The 18,922-nt window shown below is 45.5% G+C and carries 20 protein-coding genes; 3 read left to right on the forward strand and 17 right to left on the reverse strand.

Going from position 1 to position 18,922, the window contains the following annotated elements:
* Positions 1-87: 87 nt before the first annotated feature.
* Genes PJK55_RS03855 through PJK55_RS03870 form a run of 4 tightly spaced genes read right to left on the reverse strand, consistent with a single transcriptional unit; the run spans position 88 to position 3,368 of the window.
* Positions 88-480 (reverse strand): reverse transcriptase-like protein, encoded by a 393-nt coding sequence (locus tag PJK55_RS03855; RefSeq protein ID WP_271304887.1) that lies wholly within the window; start codon positions 478-480, stop codon positions 88-90.
* Entirely contained in the window at positions 461-1,243 is a 783-nt protein-coding gene (locus PJK55_RS03860) for a 5'-3' exonuclease (RefSeq protein ID WP_214692097.1), read from the reverse strand. Before PJK55_RS03860 ends, PJK55_RS03855 begins: the two co-directional genes overlap by 20 nt.
* Entirely contained in the window at positions 1,224-2,174 is a 951-nt protein-coding gene (locus PJK55_RS03865; RefSeq protein ID WP_271304888.1) for a CobW family GTP-binding protein, read from the reverse strand. The genes PJK55_RS03860 and PJK55_RS03865 overlap by 20 nt, the downstream gene beginning before the upstream one ends.
* Positions 2,175-2,189: 15 nt before the next feature.
* Positions 2,190-3,368: an HD domain-containing protein gene (locus tag PJK55_RS03870; protein WP_271304889.1), complete on the reverse strand. Its 1,179-nt coding sequence runs from the start codon at positions 3,366-3,368 to the stop codon at positions 2,190-2,192.
* Positions 3,369-3,522: 154 nt separating this feature from the next.
* Here PJK55_RS03870 and PJK55_RS03875 point away from each other — a divergent pair, with 154 nt between their 5' ends.
* Entirely contained in the window at positions 3,523-4,041 is a 519-nt protein-coding gene (locus PJK55_RS03875) for a hypothetical protein (RefSeq protein ID WP_271304890.1), read from the forward strand.
* A gap of 38 nt (positions 4,042-4,079) precedes the next feature.
* On the opposite strand, the gene hfq is transcribed toward PJK55_RS03875, so the two are convergent.
* The 8 genes from hfq to PJK55_RS03915 all read right to left on the reverse strand — a co-directional run bounded on the left by hfq (position 4,080) and on the right by PJK55_RS03915 (position 11,890).
* Positions 4,080-4,328 carry an RNA chaperone Hfq gene (hfq, locus tag PJK55_RS03880; RefSeq protein ID WP_012726185.1) on the reverse strand — a complete coding sequence of 83 codons (249 nt, stop codon included), beginning with the start codon at positions 4,326-4,328 and terminating at the stop codon, positions 4,080-4,082.
* Between the two features lie 27 nt (positions 4,329-4,355).
* Entirely contained in the window at positions 4,356-5,291 is a 936-nt protein-coding gene (miaA, locus tag PJK55_RS03885; protein WP_271304891.1) for a tRNA (adenosine(37)-N6)-dimethylallyltransferase MiaA, read from the reverse strand.
* A 269-nt stretch (positions 5,292-5,560) separates the two neighbouring features.
* Positions 5,561-6,040: an SMI1/KNR4 family protein gene (locus PJK55_RS03890; RefSeq protein ID WP_271304892.1), complete on the reverse strand. Its 480-nt coding sequence runs from the start codon at positions 6,038-6,040 to the stop codon at positions 5,561-5,563.
* A 570-nt stretch (positions 6,041-6,610) separates the two neighbouring features.
* Positions 6,611-7,207, reverse strand: a complete 597-nt coding sequence (locus tag PJK55_RS03895; RefSeq protein ID WP_271304893.1) for an AmiS/UreI family transporter — start codon at positions 7,205-7,207, stop codon at positions 6,611-6,613.
* Between the two features lie 104 nt (positions 7,208-7,311).
* Positions 7,312-8,172 (reverse strand): PPK2 family polyphosphate kinase, encoded by an 861-nt coding sequence (locus PJK55_RS03900; RefSeq protein ID WP_271304894.1) that lies wholly within the window; start codon positions 8,170-8,172, stop codon positions 7,312-7,314.
* A 101-nt stretch (positions 8,173-8,273) separates the two neighbouring features.
* Entirely contained in the window at positions 8,274-9,803 is a 1,530-nt protein-coding gene (locus PJK55_RS03905) for a M4 family metallopeptidase (protein ID WP_271304895.1), read from the reverse strand.
* Positions 9,804-9,978: 175 nt separating this feature from the next.
* Positions 9,979-10,977, reverse strand: coding sequence for an ABC transporter permease (locus tag PJK55_RS03910; protein WP_271304896.1), 999 nt, complete (start codon positions 10,975-10,977; stop codon positions 9,979-9,981).
* Positions 10,970-11,890 (reverse strand): ABC transporter ATP-binding protein, encoded by a 921-nt coding sequence (locus PJK55_RS03915; protein ID WP_214692074.1) that lies wholly within the window; start codon positions 11,888-11,890, stop codon positions 10,970-10,972. Before PJK55_RS03915 ends, PJK55_RS03910 begins: the two co-directional genes overlap by 8 nt.
* Before the next feature lie 118 nt (positions 11,891-12,008).
* On the opposite strand from PJK55_RS03915, the gene PJK55_RS03920 reads away from it, so the two are divergent.
* A complete protein-coding gene (locus PJK55_RS03920; protein WP_214745256.1) occupies positions 12,009-12,758 on the forward strand; it encodes a GDSL-type esterase/lipase family protein in 750 nt (249 codons plus the stop codon).
* A gap of 32 nt (positions 12,759-12,790) precedes the next feature.
* Here the strand turns inward: PJK55_RS03920 and PJK55_RS03925 are convergent, their stop codons facing one another.
* Positions 12,791-13,462 carry a GNAT family N-acetyltransferase gene (locus tag PJK55_RS03925; protein ID WP_271304897.1) on the reverse strand — a complete coding sequence of 224 codons (672 nt, stop codon included), beginning with the start codon at positions 13,460-13,462 and terminating at the stop codon, positions 12,791-12,793.
* Positions 13,449-14,579, reverse strand: coding sequence for a mandelate racemase/muconate lactonizing enzyme family protein (locus PJK55_RS03930; protein ID WP_271304898.1), 1,131 nt, complete (start codon positions 14,577-14,579; stop codon positions 13,449-13,451). Before PJK55_RS03930 ends, PJK55_RS03925 begins: the two co-directional genes overlap by 14 nt.
* 80 nt (positions 14,580-14,659) lie before the next feature.
* Between PJK55_RS03930 and PJK55_RS03935 the strand changes: the two genes are divergently transcribed.
* Entirely contained in the window at positions 14,660-15,859 is a 1,200-nt protein-coding gene (locus tag PJK55_RS03935) for a hypothetical protein (protein ID WP_271304899.1), read from the forward strand.
* A 15-nt stretch (positions 15,860-15,874) separates the two neighbouring features.
* Here PJK55_RS03935 and nhaC read toward each other — a convergent pair whose 3' ends face one another.
* The 3 genes from nhaC to PJK55_RS03950 form a co-directional block, all read right to left on the reverse strand.
* Positions 15,875-17,302 carry a Na+/H+ antiporter NhaC gene (gene nhaC, locus PJK55_RS03940; protein ID WP_271304900.1) on the reverse strand — a complete coding sequence of 476 codons (1,428 nt, stop codon included), beginning with the start codon at positions 17,300-17,302 and terminating at the stop codon, positions 15,875-15,877.
* Between the two features lie 135 nt (positions 17,303-17,437).
* On the reverse strand, positions 17,438-18,526 hold the full coding sequence (locus tag PJK55_RS03945) for an amidohydrolase (protein ID WP_271304901.1): 1,089 nt from the start codon (positions 18,524-18,526) through the stop codon (positions 17,438-17,440).
* A 16-nt stretch (positions 18,527-18,542) separates the two neighbouring features.
* The gene (locus PJK55_RS03950; RefSeq protein ID WP_074034557.1) at positions 18,543-18,887 is read right to left on the reverse strand and encodes a DoxX family protein; all 345 of its coding nucleotides are present in this window, start codon (positions 18,885-18,887) and stop codon (positions 18,543-18,545) included.
* Positions 18,888-18,922: the final 35 nt, after the last annotated feature.

Raw genomic sequence — 18,922 nt, forward strand, 5'->3', positions numbered from 1 at the left:
ATAGTTGACTACGCTTTCATTTTAGCGAAAAACCATCTAAAAAGAAACGAATCAATCCAAAAAGCGACCAAGAATGATCTTAGTCGCTTACTTCGTTCCATTTAATGCTTCACGTGCAATGACATCTGCACGATTTTCTGCACGAGGAATCCATTTGATAAAGACGTTCGGTAAATCATCATACGCAATCAATGCTTTAAGAAAGAGAGGTTTGGCCGAGGAATCTTTCATAAATCGTTGCTCTAACGCACGAACAATCACTTCCGCATCGGAGTGGAGCATGAATGACGTCTCTCCTTGCATCGAATGCGCCATTTCAAGTGCATAGGCACAAGCCGCTAATTCTGCATGGACACTGGACAAACCTTGCGTTTGACGCTTGAACGTCGAGACCGTACCGTCTGATGACTTGATCCAGACACCAAGCCCGTTCTCTTCGGTTGTCTGATTTGTTGCTGCGTCAAAATAAATGTGAACCAAATCGATACGCCTCCCAGTCCGTATTGATAGGCGCATGGATATCAATTTGTGACAGACGTTTAGATAAGAGCGCAATCTCTTCATGCCCGTCTAATTTTTTTGCAAACTTCTGATGTGGTGCTTCGAGCGTTGCATTTTGAACGTGCGTGTAAAGCGTTTCGACCGTATCGTAATGTTGAATCAAGATGGTTGCCGTTTTTGGACCGATGCCACGAACGCCAGGGATATTATCTGAAGAATCACCTTGTAATGCTTTCACGTCCACAAACTGATATGGTTTCACTCCATACATCGCTTCAAACGAACTCTCATTGACGAGTTGTTCTTCACCTTTTTTCGGCATGATTTGAAACACGTTTGGTGACAGCAATTGTAGTAAATCACGATCAGAGGAATAAAGATATGATTCTCCTGGGAACGCTGTCGCCACAGCTCCCATCAAGTCATCCGCCTCATAGCCGGTCAATTCTGACTGTAAAATCCCTCTTTCGTCCAAGGCCGCTCTCAATTTGACATAGTCTTCGAAGAGCGGTTCCGGCAATCCATTACGCGTCGCTTTATATTCAGGATAAAGGGCATAACGATGCGTCGTTTCTCTCGTCCCGTCCCAAAAGAAAGCGATGTGTGAAAAGTCCGTCGTCCAGGCATCGACTTTTCGAAGCAACCCTTTCACCGTCACGTCTGGGTCGAGTGCTCTTCTCCGCTCCGTTGCAAAATAATAACGTGATAATAAGTTAAATCCATCAACGAGAATGAGTTTCATCCTGCTCCACCTCACATGCTTTTAATCCTCGTGCCAATGCATCGGCATCTAGTTCTTTTCCAATCCAGACGAATACCGAACGGTTTCCTTCATGTACCTCATTCGCAAACGTCGCGCCCATGAGTTGATTCGTTGCTTGAATGACAAATTTTCGATTCTCATCCTTTAGACGAACGATTGCCTTCATCCGATAGATTGAATCCTCATAATGCATCAATACCTCACGAACATATCGCGTCACGCGTTCACGAGAGAGCGGACGATCTGCATTCAACGTGACGGCCCGAAGCGAAGAGACAGATTCGGTCGCTTCTGTTAGACGACTCAATTGTTCTTCATCGACTCGCGACAGTTGGAACGTATTTTCAAGAAGGTCAAATTCCCCTTCCGTCTGGACCGTTTCCACTACACGAACGGTCGGATTGATTTGAGTGATCCGTGCTCGAGCGTGTTTCAATTCCTCGCTCGAGACTAAATCTGTCTTGTTTAATAAGATCATGTCTGCATACGCGATTTGATGAATGCCTTCTTTGAATAAGTCACGATCCATTTGACTGGCATCGACGACAGTCAAGATGGCGTTCATCTTAAAATGTTGACGTAAGTACTCATCATAATAAATCGTCTGGATGATTGGGGCCGGGTCGGCAACACCAGTCGTCTCGATGATGATTCGGTCAAACGTCTCCTTCTTTGCCACGAGTTGATAAAATGTCTTACTCAAATCATTTTGGATCGAACAACAAATACAGCCATTCGATAGTTCGATTTGCTCCTGGTCCATTTTTACAATCAACTGTTCATCAATATTGACCGCCCCGAGTTCATTGACAATCAAACAAATCTTCTCATCTGTCGCAGCGAGTAGACGGTTCATATACGTCGTCTTTCCTGCTCCTAAAAATCCGGTCACTAACTGAACGGGAATCATAGTACCACCCTTTTCTTACAAATCTTCATGCGCACGAGCCCATTTTTCATAGCGTGCGTCTAATAAATCAATCAAGTGAAGCATCCACGCTTCTGTCGTCATCGGTAAAACACTCGAACCCCACTCACGTTTCCCATGATGGGATAAGATCATATGCCAAATACGGTGATGAACGTCAATCGACAGACGAACATCTGCACGACGCAGCGTTTCTTCGAATAGAAGTCCACCATACGGCATATGCCCGATTAACGTTCCTAGCGGATTGATGGAAATCCCTGTTGTCTCACTCGTCCCTTCGACTGGCGACAGTTTTTCAAAACGGTTCGGGCTCGATAACAGGTGACTGTATTCATATATTTTTCCGATGTCATGGAAGAGGATTCCTAGCGCAAGCTCATCCCAATTGAGTGGTTCCTTCCGCTCTGCCATCGCTTCACATGCCGCATATAATGATTCGAACGTACCTTTATAGGCTTGTTCGATTTTAACACCGTTCATCGTATTCCAAAGGTCGACTTTATGCAACTGCTCGGCTTCTTTGATCACACGAAACACCATTGCCAAATAGTCGTCCTGCTCCTGAATCCGGTATCCGAGACGCAACATGCAGGCGGTATGCTTCAGCAATCCTCCTGCGTAATTGTGATGGTGATAAAGAGCTGCAGGCGAAAGTACAAAGTCATCCCAGACGAAATCGAGGAGTCCGTAGGCAATCTGTTGATAGGTCGGTGATAACGTATCGATTAAACTGAACAACTCATCTGCAAACTGTTCCATCGTCTCATCACCCGGTAACCCTGGGAGTAAAGAAATCGCCTCATCTTTTGAAATCGGTTGGACACGATCGATTGTAATCGACTTAGCACCGTCCGGTTTTGGATAGACATCGATTTTTCCGGACAATTCGATGACGCCCGATTCATAGATCGGAAGTAGTTCACTCTCATTTCCACGTAGCCAATGCTTCGCACGCATCATCCCGCTCGCCGTCGTGACACTTAACTGTAGCCATTTCGCCCCGCTTTTCCCTTCTCTCACTTCTACCGTACTAACGAGCGCTTTCGTCTGAACAGGAGCCCCGTCTGGCAACTGATCTAATCGCTCTTTCGATTTTTCAATATGTGGTATCTGAAATCTTTCACGGTTCGTCGATAAACCTGTGACCGAATCAATTTGTTGATAATAATTCATGAACATTCCCTCCTCGCATCTTCTGACATTGTATCGCGTTTCTACACATTAGGCGAACATACTTTCTAGTAGGGTCATGATTTCACATTCATTATATTGAAAGCGCTTACGATTATTGGTACGATAAAGGTAGTTCTACAAAGGGGAAACGATAATGATTTCATTAATCGATACGTATGAACGTTTCATCGCCTCAGGGGAAGCGACACGTTATGCACAAGAGCAACAATCTATCGAACATATTCTACAAGCATCTAGTTGTCCGGTAGAGATGAAGGACTTAGAACAGTCACTCACTCACCTTTCTGGTAATCCATATGTAAAAGATGAGTCACTCGACAAAATCGTCGAACACGAGATGAAAGGTGCCATGGCCGCACTCGAGCTATCTGGATACCCACTCCAGACGCCACTTGCAAAAGCGGTCATTCTATCTGCTTTCACACGAACGAACCGTCTTAACATTGATAAGTTGAAAGAACTGAGCCATGCCGACCTGTTAGTCCGGATTCAATCGGCAGAACGGGCATGGAAACGAACATATACATTGTTACACCGTTCAACGCCGATACAAATTTGTGGCCAAATGGATTCTCTTCTCGGTGGCTGCGCCGTTCAGCGCGTCCTAGAGGCGATCAAACAGCCCGAGCCCGGTACATCAAAAACAGCATGAGAAAAGGAGCGGTCCCCGGGCCGCTCCTTTTCTCATGCTTATCCTTCTGTAACTTCGACTGCATCTGGCTCGTATAACGTGACGTTACGTGCCGGTGAGAATGTTGAGATCGCATGCTTGTAGATCAATTGTTGACGACCTTCTGATTCGACGATGACAGTAAAGTTATCAAATGATTTGATGACACCTCGAATTTGAAAACCGCTCACTAAAAAGACGGTCGTTGGCACCATTTCTTTTCGGAGTTGATTCAAAAAATGGTCTTGGATGTTGTAGCTCGCTTTCATGCTGGATTCCCCCTAGTCTTTATCTCTTTAAAATAATCGGAATTTTCGAAAAAACCCCTCTACATCATCATAAATATATTTATATGATAGTTCAAATGATTTTCGCCCCATATCCACCCAAATTCCATCAAATTGATGACGGAACCACGTCAACTGACGCTTTGCAAACTGTCTCGTATGTTGTTTCAACAAGTCTGTCGCTCGATCTTTCGAGATATGTCCCTCAACATATGGAATGATTTCCTTATATCCGATGGCTCGCATCGCCTGAGTATCTCGATATCCTTTCGCCATCAAGCTCTCTACTTCCTCTACAAGTCCTGCTTCCATCATCGCATCGACCCGTTGATTGATTCGGTCATAAAGAAGTTCCCGGTCAGCATGGAGGACAAATAATCGATAATCATAATGTTCGGACGGCGTACTATCTGTCGTCTGCGTATCCCCTTGCATCGCTACTTCGAGCGCTCGCACGACGCGACGGACGTTATTCGGGTGAATCGTAGCCGCACGTTCCGGATCAAGTTGAACTAATCTTTGATGTAACGCCTCACGTCCTTCGACTTCTGCCAACCCTTCGAGATCAGCCCGCAACGCCTCGTCCACAGGTCGCTCCACAAATTCATAGTCATATAAAATCGAGCGAATGTATAAACCTGTTCCTCCGACAATAATCGGTAATTTGCCACGGGCATAAATATCATCAATGGCAGCACGAGCCAACTGTTGAAAAGCTGCGACACTCATTGCGTCATCCGGGTCACAAATATCAATCAAATGGTGCGGGATTCCTTCGGCTTCTTCTTTCGTTACTTTTGCCGAACCGATGTCCATGCCCCGGTATACTTGAACCGAGTCACCTGAGACAATCTCGCCGTCGAACGCTTTCGCGAGTTCAATACCCGTCTTTGTTTTTCCAACAGCAGTTGGTCCGACGATGACGACGACAGGTGTTTTTTCCATACTTCTCACTCCTCAATTAAAAACCCGTCTCCTCATGAGACGGGCCATCAAATTCTTCTTTTTATTCTATCATCAAATACGACGGCAAACAGCATCCAACCACATAAAAGTAATCCGAGTAATAACACGAGTCCATCACTCATCTGCTTTCGCCTCCTTTAGCATCCTCATTCCCACTTTTCACATGTTAGACACAAAATAAATGAGAAAAAAGCACACTCGTGAAGAGTGTGCCAACTAAGATGTATGAGCAACCTACTAATTAAACCTTATCTTCTGAACCAATCCCAAAAATGGGCACCTTGCGCGACAATTAAGTAGTCGAGCCAACGTGTATAATCCATGGGAAGTTTTTCAATGTCATCTTCATAAGTCAAAAATTCTCCGACCCATATGTAGTTTTCATGTTCGTTGACGACCTCACAGACGATCCATTCTCCATCCATACCAGCGCCGACAGGGACAAACTGCTCCGGACATTCCCATACTTCCCGATACTCGTTGATCTCTTCCACACTAAAAAGTTGAATTCCCCCACCGTAGGTCGGATGGACAAATAGCTGTGCGCCGTTATGTGAAGTTAAAAAATCAATCATTTGAGATGGTGAACGATGCGGTAATCTAGCCAAATCGTCCTTAGTAGCAGGTGGCTGAAACGTAAACAGTTCTGTTTCCACATAGCCTTCTTCCCGCTGCACTTCTAATCGATTATGAATTAATCTTTTTTTTAATGCTTCTAACGCGATCATTATATTCACACCAATCATTTAGTTTATTGGGCTACAAGTAGTTTCAAGAATTAAATTAACTTTTTTCCCCATTTATCATAAGATGTATTTAATAAAATATACTAACTAGAGGTGTTATTTACAAGTGAAGAACAAAAGAATTTATAGTTTGATTATTTTCATAACAATTGTTGTAGCATCGTTAATCATCTATGTTGCGTACGAAAAAACAATTAGAGAAGAATTTTTGATTTCCACTCTAGAGAACTACTCACAAGTCGAGAGTCAAGATTACAAGATTGCCTCATCATCCGTGACGAAGTTTGGTTACATATATGAATTAGAATTCCTAGATGAACCTCACATAAAGTATGGATTCTACGTCAAAGAGACAAAAGAAAATCAATACTATTTATTGTATTACTCATATGGCGTGGATGGAAACTACAATAGAAATGCAAAAAGAGATCAATTATTCAGTCAAACGATTAATAATTTTTTATAGTTGTTTTCGTTTATTAAAAAATGAGATAACCTAGTGAGAACATGCTCACTTAGTTACCTCATTTTTATTTATTGTCATATCTTTATTCAAGCCACTTCTACGGCCTGTTTCATTCGTTTGACGGAGACAATAAAGTACAGAATCGCTGTTCCACTCGCTGCCCACCAAATCATGTCATACAATCCGTTCATGAGTCCGGCCATCCCAACCATCGCCGGGACAATCAGCGTCAACCATGACAATACGAGAGCGACACGTGCTGTGATCGCCTCATTCGGTCTGCCAAGTCCCATTCCAAAAAAGAAGAGACCCCATAATAGTGACCAGAAGAACCATGTCAATGCACCCATCGAATCGGCTACAGCGATTGCCATCACCCCGTAAAAAGCGGCTGCAATCGACACGAATAACGAGAACCAGCCGACGCCACGTCCGTCTAGATTCAAAATGAACGTCACACCGACATATAAATACGTGAACGCAAACAAGTAAATGCTCGCGAGGCCGAACTGTTCTTCAGGACTTGCCCCAATCAGTAACCACGTTGCGATAAACGTTTGCAAAAGTCCTGTGAGCAAACTGAATACACCGGCACTCTTCATATCGACCTTCCCGAGAAGGACAAGACTATTTAAAAATAGCGCGACGCCACCAAATAATAAACTTACGTTACCCACACTCATTACCCCTTTGTACAGATGTCTGACCTCTATTCTACTGTATCACTTTAGCTTGAATTCGCTTTCAGTGCAAGGGGATTTTTGATTGTTCACGAGAACGTCATCCGTTACTCATTTTCGAGCATTTGAATCGCCTCATCGATGCGTTCTTGCTCTTCATCCGAAAACGTCGGATATTGCGGGTCGATTTGCTCGAGGACATCAATCATGACGGATGAAATGATATAACGACTGTACCACTCGTCGTCTGCCGGCAAAATATACCACGGTGAAACGTCCGTTGATGTGTGTGTGATCATCTCTTCAAAGATTTTTTGATAATCATCCCAATATTGTCGTTCTTCCACATCGCTGAAAGAAAACTCCCAATTCTTCTTCGGGTCTTTCAGTCGTTCAAGCAAACGATCCCGTTGTTTATCTTTTGACACATTAAAAAAGAATTTGATGACTTCAAACCCGTTCTCTTTTAAGTACAATTCATAATCGTTGATTTGACGATATCTCATTTTCCACACTTTTTCTTGATCCTCTTCATCTGGAAGTACTTCGTCCCCTAACAAGTCATGGATACGAGGAGCAATCACTTCCTCGTAATGAGACCGATTCAAAATGCCTACTTGACCTCTTTCCGGTAACAAATCATGCATTCGCCACAGATAGTCATGTTTCTTCTCTGTATCGGAAGGTTTTTGGAATGCATTCGTCTTTAACCCTTGAGCATTCAAGTTCGAAAAAATGTAGCTGATCGCCTCGTCTTTCCCACCTGCATCAAGTGCCTGTAACACGACGACAATCCCGGTCTTGCTCTCGGCGTATAGTCTCCAATGTAACTCTTTTAATCTTTCTACACTGTCCGGAATCAGTTCCTCGGTCAATGTCGAATCATCGGGTTTATCTTTCACATGGGTATAGAAATCACTTAACTGAATTTGCTTGCCCGGTGCGGCCATATATTCTTTTAGATTCATCTTATTTCCCCTTTTCAGTCATCATTCCAATTTGATTTACCCCAAATCGACACAAAAAATCCCTTCCGAATTATCTCGGAAGGGATTTCTCGATTAGACTCTTAGTAGATTCCGACAGCGTCAAACGATTTCGCAGCCGATACTGCTTGTGGGCTAGTCGCACCGTAAAGATCTTTCGCGGATTGAATAACAGCTTGACGAAGGTTTGAGAAGTTAGACGTTGGCGTCAAGTAAACATTGAGCGCGCGGTAGTAGATATCCCCCATCTCCATAACACCGACTCCTTGGACAGATACGCCGTAGTGTGATCCGCCGTTACCTAAGAGGTATGCTGCTTTGTTGACGATACCAGAGTTGATGTGAACACCTCCGTTATCTTGCGTACCAGTGTAACGTTTTGAGTAGTGGTCCGGGTCGCCATATGCAGCAGGGTTTGCCATCGAACGTAGACCATCACCCGCAACTCCAGGCGTGTAGATGTCTTCCCCTACCAACCAGTCGAAGTTTGTTCCGACACTGTACTCAGCAACTGTACCTAAGATATCCGATACCGCTTCGTTGATTGCCCCAGACTCATTCTGATAGATCAATCCTGCCGTGTACTCTGTGACAGCGTGCGTCAATTCGTGGGCAACAACATCAAGTGCCCCAGAGAGGTATGTGAATGTCTGACCATCTCCGTCACCATATACCATCTTGCTACCATCCCAGAACGCGTTGTTGTAGCTACGGCTATAGTGAACCGTCGAGTTAAGGGCTGCACCCGCGTTATCATAGCTGTTACGTCCATACGTGTTCTTATAGAAGTCATACGTTTTCGTTGCGTTGACGTGTGCCGAAACTGCAGCACGATCGTATGTCGTGTTCAAAACGTTATCGACATCAGCCCAAAGCGAACCCGGAAGGCGTGTACGGTTTCCAGCATCATACGTATAGATTCCTTTTCCACGTGTCGAATCTTGTAAGTAGTAGTACGAACCACTCTTCGTTGTCTTGAACGTCTGACTATATCCAAGAACATCGATTCCTGTTCCTGTGTATGTAGTCCCTGTCACACCGTTCGTTGGTTTTGCGTGTGCTAACTGATCGAATTTGTTAAGAACTTCTCCTGTACCAGCATCAATGAAGTAAGTCCAACGTGAAGGCTCTTCAGCATCTAAAATCGTTCCGGTCACTTGATACGCGTAGACCGACTTGTCTCCATTTGGATAGACGATTAATTCCGCTTCAGGTTCGAGTTCGTAAGCACCTTTATGTCCGACAAGCGCCTTGTAGCTTGCGATGGCTTTCTTCTCGCTCAATTTGATTGACTTATGTAGATTCTTTACTGATTTTGCATCATCTACGACTGTTTTCAATTGCCCGTCTTCATCAACGACACCGACAACGACACCACCGAATACCGGAACACCGTCTACCGTCTGCTGTAACTTGACGACTTTACCAAGTTTGTCTGATTTCGACTCGATCGTTTTGAATTCACCTTTTGACTTCACATAGTCTTTGACGATTGTCGTCGGAGCACTTTCAGATGGTTTCGTCAACGTGCCTGATTTCAATTCTGCCGCCCCAACCAATTGTGGTACGAGTAGGACACCTGCGATTAACGATGTAGATACAACTTTTTTCATGTGTTTGCCTCCTTTGTGATGATTCTTACTTTACACAGTTTCCCACAAACAATGTATCCAACTTTTTAATTATTTTGACAATTCTAAATATTGAGTATATAGAACTAATTTGTTCTTATTCATAATCATTTAGCCACTAAAAAAAGTGCCACCCAGGAGGGTAGCACTATAAACATTAATATACATCTTTTTGCGTAAAGTGATAAAACGCGTACGCCAGAGCAGCCATTGACCAAATGAGAATGACGACTAGAGAAAACGGTAGAGTCATCCCTTCAATCGGTGGAGCTTGTCCTTCCAAGTAGGTATGAAGACCGAAGTTGACGTTCACCAAGTACTTCGAGCTATCCCAATTTGATCCAAGCGACGTCAAAAGCGGTCCTGAAATGAGGACGGCCATCATGATCCCGATTCCGGTCGCCGTATTTTTCACCAGTACCGAGATCATAAGTGAGATTGTACCGACGGCAGCAACGACTAACCAAGACAGTCCCATCGACATGAGCAAGTACTCCCACATCGGCAGCGTATGGACGAAATCGGTGGAGAATGTACCGGTCGGTGATGCTTGGAAGCCCGTTAGAATCGGAGCTGTCCAACCGTCCCATCCAAGAACGATTCCGGATATGGCGTAACTGACGACGGCGGTCACAAATATTAAGATTGACGTATACAAAAGTGTCGTCAACCATTTAGCAAGCAAAATTTTATAACGCCTTACCGGTCGGGACAGTAGCGTCTTGATTGTCCCGTCGTTATGCTCCCCACTGACGATATCTGCCATCAAGACGATAATAAAGAGTGGCAGTACGAGCGTCGTCCCTTGCGAGAAGAAGACACGCATAAAAGTCGGAGCGCCTGGATAGTTCGGGTTGATGTCATTGTCTAAATAGTATTGGTTCTGTTGGACTTGGAATTCAAGGATCTGACGAAACTCGTCTTGGACGTTGGCGGAAGCGAGTCGGTTTTGTGTATCGATGATTTCTTGCTGAAGATCGACACGCCAATCGATCGTCCCTTGCTCTTCACGTTGCTTCTCGATTTGACGATAGTTCGCGTATGTGAACATCGAGACAAGGACAATCAAGATGATCGAGACGACCATCAACCTGCGTTTTCGATGAATTTTCAATACTTCATTACGTATGAGTCCGAGTAAAGATGGATTAGGCAATGTGATCACCGCCTGTCAATGTAATGAAGAGATCCTCTAACGTTTGTACACGACGTTCGAGTCCGAACACGTCGACATCTCTCTCCATTAGATATCGATTCAATTTTGCTGTTTCCTCAACGTTCATTGATATTCGAATCGTTCGCTCATCGATCACGTCCGCTTGATCGATCCCTTCATAACCTTGAACGATTGGTAACACTTCAAAACTATTGGCGACATGCAAGTCGACCGTCGATGCGAGTTCTTCAATCAAAGCATCGACCGTCCCGACTTTGACAATCTTCCCGCGCGACATGATGGCGACGCGATCCGCCAACAATTCAATCTCGGCCAAGATATGACTCGACACGAGAACACTCAGCCCCGTTTCTTCGACAAGTCGACGAATGAAAAGTCGTAAGTCGCGAATCCCCATCGGATCAAGTCCATTCGTCGGTTCGTCTAAAATAAGAACGCGTGGATTGTTCAATAATGCCTGTGCGATTCCGAGCCGTTGACGCATCCCGAGCGAGTATGTCTTCACTTTATCATCGATGCGAGCAGTCAGATCGACGAGGTCGATCACTTCTTGAATTCGTTTATCGTCCACATCAGGCAACATGCGGGCGAACGCTTCTAAGTTCTCACGTCCGGATAAAAATTTGTAAAGTTCCGGGTTCTCAACAATCGCGCCGATTTGATTCATCGCTTGAACGAACTGTTTATCGACACGATAGCCACAAATGGATACATTACCTTTCGTCGGTTTAATCAATCCGACGATCATCCGAATCGTCGTCGTCTTCCCGGCACCGTTCGGTCCTAAAAATCCGAACACCTCACCTGGGTTGACTTCTAACGAAATATTATCGATGATCGTCTTTTTCCCTATCACCTTTGTCAGTTGATGTAGCTTTAAAGTCGGTTCCATTGTCTCACCTCTTTCTTTATTCTATCGGACAAAATCAAATCTGTCCTATTCGAACATTCACATAGGGCACATCGTCACATTTTTGATATGATGTCTGTATAGAAAGCGAGGTCAGCCCATGAAACATTCGAAATGGTATGCATTTTTAAGTGGCGCCGTACTTTTGACCGGAATCGCCATATATGGTCTTTGGATTGGTTATCAAGATATCGTCAATCCGCCAGAACGAACACTTTCCGTCTCTGAAGACGAACGTCCTGAGCCAGAAGGAGACATCTACGTCGCCCTCGGCGATTCCTTGACTCGCGGTGTCGGCTCGACGTCAGGCGCGGGATATGTACAACCTGTTAGTACAGTACTAGAAGAAGATGGGGTTCGTACACAAAATTTAGCTGTGTCTGGGGCACGTACTGAAGATTTACTTGCTCAACTCGAGCAACCCGAAGTACGTCGGACAATTGAAAACGCACGATATATCACGTTGACCATCGGCGGAAACGATTTGTTTAACCGTGGGGAGAACGTCGACAACTTTGAATCTGTCGATATTCAACAAGTGGTCACGGATGCAAAGACAAATCTTGAAACGATTTTTTCTGAGATCCGTGCGCTGAACGACTCAGCTACGATTGTCTACATCGGCCTATACAACCCGTTTCAAAATGATGAGAATGGACAAGCGTTCAATCAGCTCATCCTCGATTGGAACGCCTCTGCGAAGCAATTAGCGAATGCGCAAAATATCGATGTGATTGACCCGTTCGCCTATATCTCTGACTTATCACGTGATCTCGCGACCGACCAATTCCATCCGAGTGACCGCACGTATGAAAAATTCGCGAATGATGTACTCTTCGTCCTAGAATAATCAAAATCCTCGTCAGCTTGACGAGGATTTTTTTACTTCTCATATCGAACAACCCACTGTTCACCTTGTTTCATGAGACCAGTCCCGAACCAACCATCTTGGAGTAACTTAACTTGTCTAGCCCGTTCTTCCATTGGAACATCCACCACTTCTGATGTGGGTTGCCATGACCGATGAAGCTCCTTGTAAAAGATATAGCGGAGTTTCCCGCCATACTTTTCTTTCAATGCGCCGATTCGGAGTCCAAGCGTGAACTTGTCTTTCATACTTGGAATATTGAACGGTGCGACCGTCGCACAGACGACATCAAATCGGTTGTCCGATTCAACTTGTGACATCAATAGTTTGCCTAAATGTGTCTGTAGTCCATACCCACGGAAGTCTGGATGCACATTCGTCACTTCCTGATAAAGGACGCGTTCAAGTGAAACCTCCGACCAGCCGATATCTCGTCCCAAATGTTCATCGTCAATCGGCGGGATCAGCATGGCACGGAATGCAATCAGTCGCCCTTCAGCCGTTGCCCCAATCAACGTCTGATCCGTCAACAGTTTCGTGAACTCTTCAATCGATAATGATTGATAGTGCTCCGGTTCAGCCAACGCTTGAATCACCGCTTCTTGAATCGACAACAACTCAGGTAAGTCTGACAACGTCAGAACACGCACTTGAAGCGGAAGATCTTTGATCTCACCTTGCCACATGTGAGTCTTCTCCAATCACATATGAATTGATTGTCAGTTCACGCAATAGATCCTCATCGACATCGATGCCGAGACCAGGACGGTCGTTCAATGAGATGATCGGCAAATCATATGTTAAGTTCCCGACATCTTTCCCGAAGCGAAGCGGTCCTGTCAATTCGACCGTTTTCACGATCTTACTTGAAAAGGCGACATGGAATCCCGCGCTCGATGCAATCGATGATTCGACCATCGAGCCGATTTGGCATTCAATCCCTGACATCTCCGCCATATTCACTAGCTTCTTCGCCGGATAGATGCCACCGCACTTCATCAATTTAATGTTTGCTTTATGTGCCGCCTGCATCATCGTGAGACGCCTCATATCGTGAATGTCTTTCAGACCTTCATCGATCATAAGTGGAACCGAAATTTTTTGTTTTACTTCGAACATGCCTTCAAAGTCATCCGCCTTGACCGGTTGTTCGACCCAGTCGATTCCGTATGGTTCGAGTAGACGCATAGCTTGGACCGTGTTGGCCGAATTGACCCACCCTTGATTGACGTCGACCCGAATCGGGACATTTGGTCCAACGGCTTCTCGCACGGCTTTGACACGTGCCACGTCCGTTTGTACGTCTACCCCGACTTTCATCTTCACGGCCGTATAGCCCTGTTTGATTTGATCAAGAGCCTCTTGTGCCATGTGATCCGGTTCTCCGATACTTAAGACGTGTGTGACCGGGAACGACTCATGGTACCGACCGCCAATCCATTCGTAAATCGGTTGATTCAGTTTCTTTCCGATCAAATCGTGACAGGCGATATCGAGTGCTGCTTTTGCTGCAGGAACACCTTTTATCGCACGGTCCATCTCATCATGAATCCGCTCTAAATGCATCGGGTTTTTCCCGATTAATAATGGTGCCAATAGATGACGGAGGACACTCACCGTACTTTCAGCTGACTCTCCCGTCACGTGCTCATCCGCTACCGCTTCCCCATAACCAATCAGTCCGCAAGACGTGGTCATTTTGACGATGACAGATGGCATATCGTCATAACGATGATAACTCACGATAAATGGAACTTTTAATGGAAATCGAACCGAGAAAATTTCAATGCTTTGAATGTTCAAGTTCATCACTCCTTTACTTCGTCTATGCTTTCCTCTATATTGTCGTTATATGGTCGTTAAATTGCAAGGGGGATTTTGTAATGTCCATCCATATCGCCGTCGTCGGCTCACCAGCGTTTATTCAACATATTGTAAATGGTTCTTCCTTACCCGATGTCCGGATTGAAGGGTTTCCTTATGATGACCCACGCGAAGCGAAAGACATCGCCCATCAACTACACTTTTTTGACGGTGTTTTCTTCTCCGGTTCATTTCCGTATACGTACGCGATGGAGAAGGCGAACCTCCCGTATGCACATCATGTCGTTCAAGATGATGTCGTCCTATTGACTTCACTCTTATATATGACGTTGACGCAACACGTCGAGCTTGAACATCTATCGATTGACCTCGTCGACTCATCACGACTTGCATCGGTGTTAGAGCCATTTCCCACTCGTATCTCGCAATCGCAAGTGAAACAGATTCATCCAAACATGAATTTCGAGGACTTGATTGCCTTTCATAAACAACTTCAAGAAAATGGGACGACACGATTCGCTTTGACGAGTGTCGAGCAAATCCATCGCCGGTTAAGAACCGACGGCTATCGGAGTCAACTCATGATTGAACCGAAAGAGAGGATTCTTCACCACTTTAATGACTTTCTTCAACAGATTCGATTGCAAAAATCAAATCAGTCTCAGTTTGCTATTCTTCAGTATTCGAATTCGAGTGAAGAGACGTTAGCACACGTGTCTGACCAACAATTCTTCGGTGGCAAGTTGCTACAATCGAATGAAGAGGGGGTCACAATCTTATCGAATAAAGGCAAAATTGAGACCGCTATTTCAAATGGTGTTGTTTTACCGAATCCCTCGTCTGTCCATGTCGGCATCGGATATGGCTCAGACTATCAGCGCGCTCTCGACCATGCACGACTCGCGCTTTATGCAGAAAGTGAACGACAGATGCGCATCGTCGATGATTCGAAGCGACTTATGTTCTCGGATCAACCCTCACCCATTCACTATCGCGTCACGCAAACACGTGTCTACGACATGATGAAACAGACCGGTATGAGTCCGACCAATATCGAAAAACTCATCCACTTCTCACGCGATCAACTTGAGTTCACGGCTAAAGAGTTGACCGATTACTTACAAGTCACCCGTCGCACGACAGAGCGACTCATCAAAAAATTGGTTGATGCAAAACTCGTTCATCCGATTGGCGAAGAGATGAGCTACAGCCAAGGTCGTCCGCGCACCGTCTATAAATTTCAATTCCCGGTCGATTGACGACCGGGAATTGTTTTATTGGGCTGCTTGCTTCACAACTGACTCTTCTTGCTGAATGACGGCCATGCGCTCGATTGTGAATCCCGTAAAGGCATACAGAATCGAAATGACCGGTACGATAAAGTTTAAGACGGCGTAAGGCGCGTATTCGAATGCCCCAACCCCGAGCGTACCAAGAATGAATACCCCACACGTATTCCACGGGATGAACACCGATGTCAATGTTCCACCGTCCTCGAGTGCGCGAGATAAGTTTTTTGATTGTAATCCCATTTTTTCATAAGCCCCTGCAAACATACGTGACGGGACGACAATCGAGATATACTGCTCCGAACAGGTCGCATTTGTCGCAATCCCAGCCAAAATCGTTGAAGCAATCAACGAGCCTGCTGTTTTCGCCAACTTCAAGATTTGATTCATGATCGATTGAAGCATACCTGAATATTCTAAAATTCCACCGAACGTCATCGCAACGATTGTCATGGAGACCGTGTACATCATCGCATCAAGACCGCCTCGGCTGAAGAGGTTATCGACCAATTCATTACCTGTATCAATGACATAGCCACTTTGAAGAGCACCTACGCTGTCTGAAAGTGACCCGCCTTGGATGAACACTTGAGCCAAGAAACCGAGTGCAATCCCGACGACGAGTGCTGGAATCGCTGGTACTTTTTTTGCGACGAGCAAAATGACAGCGAGCGGCACGACGAGTAACCATGGAGAGATGACAAAACTATCTTCAAGAATATTAAGCGTCTGTGTGATCTCTGACGAGTCCGTCGTCGAATCTGCGAACCGTCTACCAAGCCAAGCGTATACCCCTAGCGCGATGACGAGTCCCGGAATGGTCGTATATAGCATGTGTCGAATATGTACGAATAGATTTGTATGAGTCAATCCTGCCGCCAAGTTTGTCGTATCTGACAATGGTGACATCTTGTCCCCGAAATAAGCACCAGAGATGACGGCTCCCGCAACCATCGGCGCTGGTATCCCCATACTCAGCCCGATCCCCATCCCTGCTACACCGATTGTACCCATCGTCGACCACGAACTCCCAATCGAGAGCGCGACGACCGCACAGATGAGGCAAATCGTTAACAAAAAGTATGCCGGCGAGATGATCTTCAGTCCGAAATAGATCATCGTGGCAACGATTCCCCCACCAATCCAAGCACCGATTGTCAATCCGACCAAAATGATGATGACGACTGCCGGTAAAGCGAGACGAATCCCTTTATACATCATCTCTTCAATCTCTTTCCACTTGAACCCATGACGCCAGGCGACGAGCGAAGCGACCGCCGTCCCGACGATGAGCGGGATGTGTGGTCCTTGTCCGAGTTTGACGATTGAGATGAGCATGACGACAATCATCACGGCAAGTGGTAAGAGCGCCCACCCTAGTTTCATGTCTTGCTTGTTCCCCGTTGTTTCCATCTAACTTCCTCCCCTATAGCGAAAATTCAGAATTGTCGTTATATTGTCGCTAATAACGTCATGATAGCGCTTACACTTATTTGATGCAATAAAAAAATGAGTGGACAGACATCTGTCTATCACACTCATCCTGAATTATGTTGCTGCAATTCGGAGCGCATCCGCAAGCAGGCGTGCCCCATTTTCTAACGCGTCACGGTCAAACGTCATGTGCGGATGATGAAGACCTGGACCTAAATCAGCGCCGATTCCAATCATCGTCGCATCAAGCGTCGGTTTCTCAACGGTATAAAAATGAAAATCATCGCTACCTGACGTGACAATCCTCTCGACGAGAGCCGACTGACCGAAGCGTTGCTCGATCGCCTGCTTCGCAATTTGACTCGACTGTTCCCCAACGACCGCTCCCGGTGTGAAGTCTTGCCACTCCCACTCCAATGTCACACGATGAAACTGACCAACATGGAGTAAAATGTCTTCGACACGATTTCGCAGTTCGAGCAATTCCTCATTTTGTTGAGCGCGAACATCAATCGAGAACGTCGCATTTCCTGGAATGATATTCATGTTGTCACTCCCGGCGTGTACTTTCGTCAACTTGACGGAGTGTGGCTCAAACGGTGATAAGTAAATGCTTTTGAGCATGTGTTGAATCGTGAAGATGACATCGAGTGCGTTTTGCCCTTGATGCGGTCTTGCGCCGTGCGCATCATCCCCAATCACCTCTCCCTTTAAGAAGAAGGCTGCACCATGCTGAATCGCCGCAGCGTATTGACCTTTCTTCAACTCTTCTTGTGGACGCAAATGAATCCCGAACAGTTGCGTCACGTCTTCTAACGCCCCACGTTCGATCATGGCGAGGGAACCATTCCCTTGCTCTTCGGCAGGTTGAAAGATAAATCGGATTCGTTTCTGTAACGCCTCGTCCTTCAACTGCTCGAGGGCACCGAGTACCATGCTGATGTTCGCGTCGTGCCCGCATGAATGGTTCGCACGAAACGTGCCGTCCACTTGTTGCCATAACGCATCGATATCGGCGCGGACTGCAATCACGTCTTCACCCGATCCAATCTCCGCGATCACTCCGGTCACATCCTCAAACGTCCGATGCGGAATCGACCAGTCTGATAAAATCGAAGCAATTGTTCGAGTCGTCTCGACTTCTTTCCAACTGATTTCTGGATGTGCATGAAAATGTTCAAACCATTTCAATACGTTTGTCATATGTATCTCCACACCTTTATATTTTTTTGACACCTTTGATCAAAACCCATTGAAGCGGGAGTCGTCCCCATGTGATCCATTTCGGAATGACTTTCCCACCGATTCTAGAAGGTTTGACGGCCATGTTGATATTGGCTGGGAAGACGGCGATAAAGAATGCCGGTAGCGTCCGCTTTACGAACGTCGTCCCTTTGTTTAGTAAGAGCATTGCGCCGAAGACGACTTCCACGACCCCGCTCAGTTGCACCATCAAGCGGCGGAACGGCCAAGACTTCGGAATAATCGACATGAACGCCTTCTCTCTGACAAAATGTAAAATTCCTGCACCGAATAGTAACACCCCATATAAATTTCGTACCATATCTCATCCTCCTTTTGTATAAGCATAGCAAAAAA

The sequence above is a fragment of the Exiguobacterium sp. MMG028 genome, assembly GCF_027947425.1.
Taxonomy (GTDB): domain Bacteria; phylum Bacillota; class Bacilli; order Exiguobacteriales; family Exiguobacteriaceae; genus Exiguobacterium; species Exiguobacterium aestuarii_A.

Excerpts from the sequence above, each read along its gene's own strand:
- PJK55_RS03920 (WP_214745256.1), top strand. The coding sequence starts at position 12,009 with ATGAAACATTCGAAATGGTATGCATTTTTAAGTGGCGCCGTACTTTTG.
- PJK55_RS03895 (WP_271304893.1), bottom strand. The coding sequence starts at position 7,207 with ATGAGTGTGGGTAACGTAAGTTTATTATTTGGTGGCGTCGCGCTATTT.
- PJK55_RS03945 (WP_271304901.1), bottom strand. The coding sequence starts at position 18,526 with ATGACAAACGTATTGAAATGGTTTGAACATTTTCATGCACATCCAGAA.
- PJK55_RS03875 (WP_271304890.1), top strand. The coding sequence starts at position 3,523 with ATGATTTCATTAATCGATACGTATGAACGTTTCATCGCCTCAGGGGAA.
- nhaC (WP_271304900.1), bottom strand. The coding sequence starts at position 17,302 with ATGGAAACAACGGGGAACAAGCAAGACATGAAACTAGGGTGGGCGCTC.
- PJK55_RS03860 (WP_214692097.1), bottom strand. The coding sequence starts at position 1,243 with ATGAAACTCATTCTCGTTGATGGATTTAACTTATTATCACGTTATTAT.
- PJK55_RS03950 (WP_074034557.1), bottom strand. The coding sequence starts at position 18,887 with ATGGTACGAAATTTATATGGGGTGTTACTATTCGGTGCAGGAATTTTA.
- PJK55_RS03900 (WP_271304894.1), bottom strand. The coding sequence starts at position 8,172 with ATGAATCTAAAAGAATATATGGCCGCACCGGGCAAGCAAATTCAGTTA.
- PJK55_RS03915 (WP_214692074.1), bottom strand. The coding sequence starts at position 11,890 with ATGGAACCGACTTTAAAGCTACATCAACTGACAAAGGTGATAGGGAAA.
- PJK55_RS03935 (WP_271304899.1), top strand. The coding sequence starts at position 14,660 with ATGTCCATCCATATCGCCGTCGTCGGCTCACCAGCGTTTATTCAACAT.
- PJK55_RS03905 (WP_271304895.1), bottom strand. The coding sequence starts at position 9,803 with ATGAAAAAAGTTGTATCTACATCGTTAATCGCAGGTGTCCTACTCGTA.
- PJK55_RS03865 (WP_271304888.1), bottom strand. The coding sequence starts at position 2,174 with ATGATTCCCGTTCAGTTAGTGACCGGATTTTTAGGAGCAGGAAAGACG.
- PJK55_RS03870 (WP_271304889.1), bottom strand. The coding sequence starts at position 3,368 with ATGAATTATTATCAACAAATTGATTCGGTCACAGGTTTATCGACGAAC.
- hfq (WP_012726185.1), bottom strand. The coding sequence starts at position 4,328 with ATGAAAGCGAGCTACAACATCCAAGACCATTTTTTGAATCAACTCCGA.
- PJK55_RS03890 (WP_271304892.1), bottom strand. The coding sequence starts at position 6,040 with ATGATCGCGTTAGAAGCATTAAAAAAAAGATTAATTCATAATCGATTA.
- PJK55_RS03925 (WP_271304897.1), bottom strand. The coding sequence starts at position 13,462 with ATGTGGCAAGGTGAGATCAAAGATCTTCCGCTTCAAGTGCGTGTTCTG.
- miaA (WP_271304891.1), bottom strand. The coding sequence starts at position 5,291 with ATGGAAAAAACACCTGTCGTCGTCATCGTCGGACCAACTGCTGTTGGA.